The following is a 3300-nucleotide window of genomic DNA, read 5'->3' as shown; positions in this document are numbered from 1 at the left end:
GAGCGCAGATACGGGCTTCAGATCAATCCAAGCGATTTGAAGCTCGTATGGCGGCCCTTGCCGATGACGAGGTGATCGTGAACCTGAATGCCGAGGGGCCTTGCCGTCTCGACGATGCGCTTCGTCATTTCGATGTCGGCGGCAGAAGGCGTCGGATCGCCCGAAGGATGGTTGTGGACGAGGATGATGGATGAGGCGTTGAGCGCGAGCGCGCGCTTCATCACCTCGCGCGGATAGACGGGCGTATGGTCGATCGTGCCCGTCTGCTGCACCTCGTCGGCGATGAGCACGTTCTGGCGGTCGAGAAACAGGATGCGGAACTGCTCGATCGCGCCATGCGCCATCGCGGCGGAGCAATAGTCGAGAAGCGCCGACCAGGAGGAGATCACCTCCTTGCGCATCACCTTCGCCTGCGAAAGCCGCAGCCCCGCCTCGCGGACGATGCGGAAATCGGCAATGGTCGATGCGGAGACGCCCTTCACTTCGCAAAGGCGCTCGGGCGCGGCGTTCAGCACTTCGGCGAGGCCGCCGAAATGCGCGATCAGCTCCTTCGCGAGCGGCTTCACATCGCGGCGCGGAATGGTGCGGAAGAGGATGAGCTCCAGCAGTTCGTAATCCGGCAGCACATCGGGCGCCGCGAGAAAGCGCTCGCGGAGGCGCTCGCGATGACCCGCATGATGCGGTGTCGGTTTGGCAGCCGGCCGCGAGGTGTCAGGCATAAGGCGGATAGTCGAGGCCGGCGGGGGATTTGGTGAAGATCTCAGCCCCGTCCTCGGTCACGCCGATCGAATGCTCGAACTGGGCGGAGAGGGAGCGGTCGCGCGTCACCGCGGTCCAGCCATCGGCGAGGATCTTCACGCCCGGCTTGCCCGCATTGATCATCGGCTCGATGGTGAAGAACATGCCCGGCTTCAGCTTCAGCCCCTCGCCGCGGCGGCCGTAATGGAGCACGTTCGGCATGTCGTGGAAAACCTTGCCGATGCCATGGCCGCAGAATTCGCGCACCACCGAGCAGCGCTCGCCCTCCGCATATTCCTGGATCGCGGCGCCGACATCGCCGAGCGTCGCGCCGGGTTTCACCGCCGCGATGCCGCGCATCATGGCTTCATAGGTCACTTCGCACAGCCGCGCCGCCTTTCGCGGCACTTCGCCGACGTGATACATGCGGTTGGTGTCGCCGTGCCAGCCGTCGATGATGAGTGTCACGTCGACATTGACGATGTCGCCATCGCGAAGCACGCGGTCGCCCGGTATGCCGTGGCAGACGACGTGATTGATCGAGGTGCAGCAGGAATGGCGGTAGCCGCGATAGCCGAGCGTTGCGGGCAGCGCGCCATTGTCGAGGGTGAATTCATAAACGGCCCGGTCGACCTCATTCGTCGTCACGCCCGGCTTGATGACCGTGGCGAGCATGTCGAGCGCCGCCGCCGCAAGCCGGCCCACCTGCCGCATGCCTTCAAAGGCATCGGGACCGTGAAGCTTGATCTGGCCCGTATTGCGCGCGGGAGCATCGAATGCGTCGGTGTAGTTCATTGATCTGTCCGGGTGAGGGTGCTTGATCCGTAACATAGTGCTTCGGGCGGTTGCGGCCTACCCCCGAAATGAGGCCAATGCCTGGCCGCGCATTGTCCCGGGCGGGGTGAGGGGGCTATTCTTCACCGAAGAGAATTCCCCGCGAGGACCCCAGAATGCCGGATGCCGCCAAAAATTCGCCCGCAAATGCCGAAGCTCCGCGCATCGTCACGGCCTGCGTCGTGCTCATCGGTGACGAGATCCTGTCCGGGCGGACGCGGGACGCGAACCTGTCCTACATCGCAAAGCACCTCAACCAGATCGGCATTCAGGTGCGCGAGGCGCGCGTCATCCCCGATGTCGAGGACACGATCGTCGCCGTCATCAACGAGGTCAGGGCGCGCCATGACTACGTCTTCACCACCGGCGGCATCGGGCCGACGCATGATGACATCACGGCGGATGCCGTAGCCAAGGCTTTCGGCGTCGCCATCGGCTACAATGACGAAGCGCTCGCCATTCTCGACGCGCATTACAAGGCGACGGGCGGCGAGTTCACCGAGGCGCGCAAGCGCATGGCGCGCATCCCCTCCGGAGCGGCGCTGATCGCAAATCCCATCAGCAAGGCGCCCGGTTTCCAGCTCGGCAACGTCTTCGTCATGGCGGGCGTGCCCATGGTGATGCAGGTCATGCTCGACAGCCTGACTGATCGGCTCGAGGGCGGCGCCACCATGAAAAGCCGGACGGTGAGCGGCCAGATAGGCGAGGGGACCATCGCCGAGCCGCTCGGCGCGCTCCAGAAGCGCCATCCCGATGTCGTCATCGGCTCCTATCCCTATTACCGGGGCAGGGTTTTTGGCACGAGCCTCGTCATGCGCGGCGTCGATTCGGCGAAACTCGACGAAGTTGCGGCGGAAGTTGCGGGCCTCATCCGCTCTTTCGGCGTCGAGCCGGTGGAAGGCGAGCCGGTCTGATCCTTGTAATTTCAGGGCCGGCAAGGGTTTGTCGCCTATTTGCAACATTCGCCCCGCAACATTACGAAAGATTCAGCTTTAATGGCCGGATGGCTGGGTACAATATGCCCCGAATGAGCTAAGGTTTCGGCTTAGGGTCTGACGGTCACCAACCACGAGTTCCGACTGGGGTACGGGTGGAAGGGGGCAACACCGTATGGGCCGAGAACAACAAGGCTAGGGAACGAGTTCAAGGGTCACGTTTACCCGGAGGGAGAGACGCTTATGAAGAAGATTTTCGGCATTGTGGGTTTGGCGGCCGGCGCGATGATGATGGTGTCGGGCCCCGCCCTGGCGCTGGATTCCAGCTTCGATGCCATGTCGAAGCCCGGCAAGCACCAGTTCTATGTCTGGTGCACGGGCGGCAAGAGCAGCGTGCAGAGCGCCGAAGGCGCCACCGCGAAAGATGCTCAGGCGAAGCTCGCCGCTTCCGCCGGCAACAGCTGCTGGCCGGTTTGGCAGGGCCTCGCGGGCTAAGCCCAGCGGCTCCGATCCCGGAAGGGTTTGAAACGGCGGTCCCTCGGGGCCGCCGTTTTCATTTGTGGAGAGGGGGAGGTTTTCCCGCGTTGCGCCGCCTCGCCCGAGCGGGCATATCTTCAGGGTCGGCCGGCGGGGCCCCTTGGCGAAACTGGTATACGCAGCAGACTTAAAATCTGCTTCTCGTAAGGGAGTGCGGGTTCGAGTCCCGCAGGGGCCACCAGTCAGTTCCGCCGCATTCCTTCAGCCCGCGCGCTCATCGGGCGTGCCTCATGCGACATGCGGACGATCAGGCGAG

Annotated in this window: 4 protein-coding genes and 1 tRNA gene; 3 read left to right on the top strand and 2 right to left on the bottom strand. The window is 63.8% G+C overall.

All coding sequences use genetic code 11. From position 1 onward, the window contains the following. Positions 1 to 17 precede the first annotated feature (17 nt). Together radC and map are read right to left on the bottom strand one after the other, a co-directional pair. Positions 18 to 719, bottom strand: coding sequence for a DNA repair protein RadC (gene radC, locus PKA57_RS13620; RefSeq protein ID WP_324301457.1), 702 nt, complete (start codon positions 717 to 719; stop codon positions 18 to 20). Next, positions 712 to 1533 (bottom strand): type I methionyl aminopeptidase, encoded by an 822-nt coding sequence (map, locus tag PKA57_RS13615; RefSeq protein WP_324301455.1) that lies wholly within the window; start codon positions 1531 to 1533, stop codon positions 712 to 714. Before map ends, radC begins: the two co-directional genes overlap by 8 nt. 155 nt (positions 1534 to 1688) lie before the next feature. On the opposite strand from map, the gene PKA57_RS13610 reads away from it, so the two are divergent. From PKA57_RS13610 to PKA57_RS13600, 3 genes are all read left to right on the top strand, one after another. Then, entirely contained in the window at positions 1689 to 2486 is a 798-nt protein-coding gene (locus PKA57_RS13610; RefSeq protein ID WP_324301453.1) for a molybdopterin-binding protein, read from the top strand. A 264-nt stretch (positions 2487 to 2750) separates the two neighbouring features. Further along, a complete protein-coding gene (locus PKA57_RS13605) occupies positions 2751 to 3002 on the top strand; it encodes a hypothetical protein (RefSeq protein ID WP_324301451.1) in 252 nt (83 codons plus the stop codon). Positions 3003 to 3138: 136 nt separating this feature from the next. Next, a tRNA-Leu gene (locus PKA57_RS13600) sits at positions 3139 to 3225 on the top strand. Positions 3226 to 3300 lie beyond the last annotated feature (75 nt).

The organism is Parvibaculum sp. (genome assembly GCF_035325945.1).
Lineage (GTDB): Bacteria > Pseudomonadota > Alphaproteobacteria > Parvibaculales > Parvibaculaceae > Parvibaculum.
Note: the sequence above shows the minus strand (reverse complement) of the source record. Positions and strands in the feature narration are given on the sequence as shown.

Excerpts from the sequence above, each read along its gene's own strand:
- radC (WP_324301457.1), bottom strand. The coding sequence starts at position 719 with ATGCCTGACACCTCGCGGCCGGCTGCCAAACCGACACCGCATCATGCG.
- map (WP_324301455.1), bottom strand. The coding sequence starts at position 1,533 with ATGAACTACACCGACGCATTCGATGCTCCCGCGCGCAATACGGGCCAG.
- PKA57_RS13610 (WP_324301453.1), top strand. The coding sequence starts at position 1,689 with ATGCCGGATGCCGCCAAAAATTCGCCCGCAAATGCCGAAGCTCCGCGC.
- PKA57_RS13605 (WP_324301451.1), top strand. The coding sequence starts at position 2,751 with ATGAAGAAGATTTTCGGCATTGTGGGTTTGGCGGCCGGCGCGATGATG.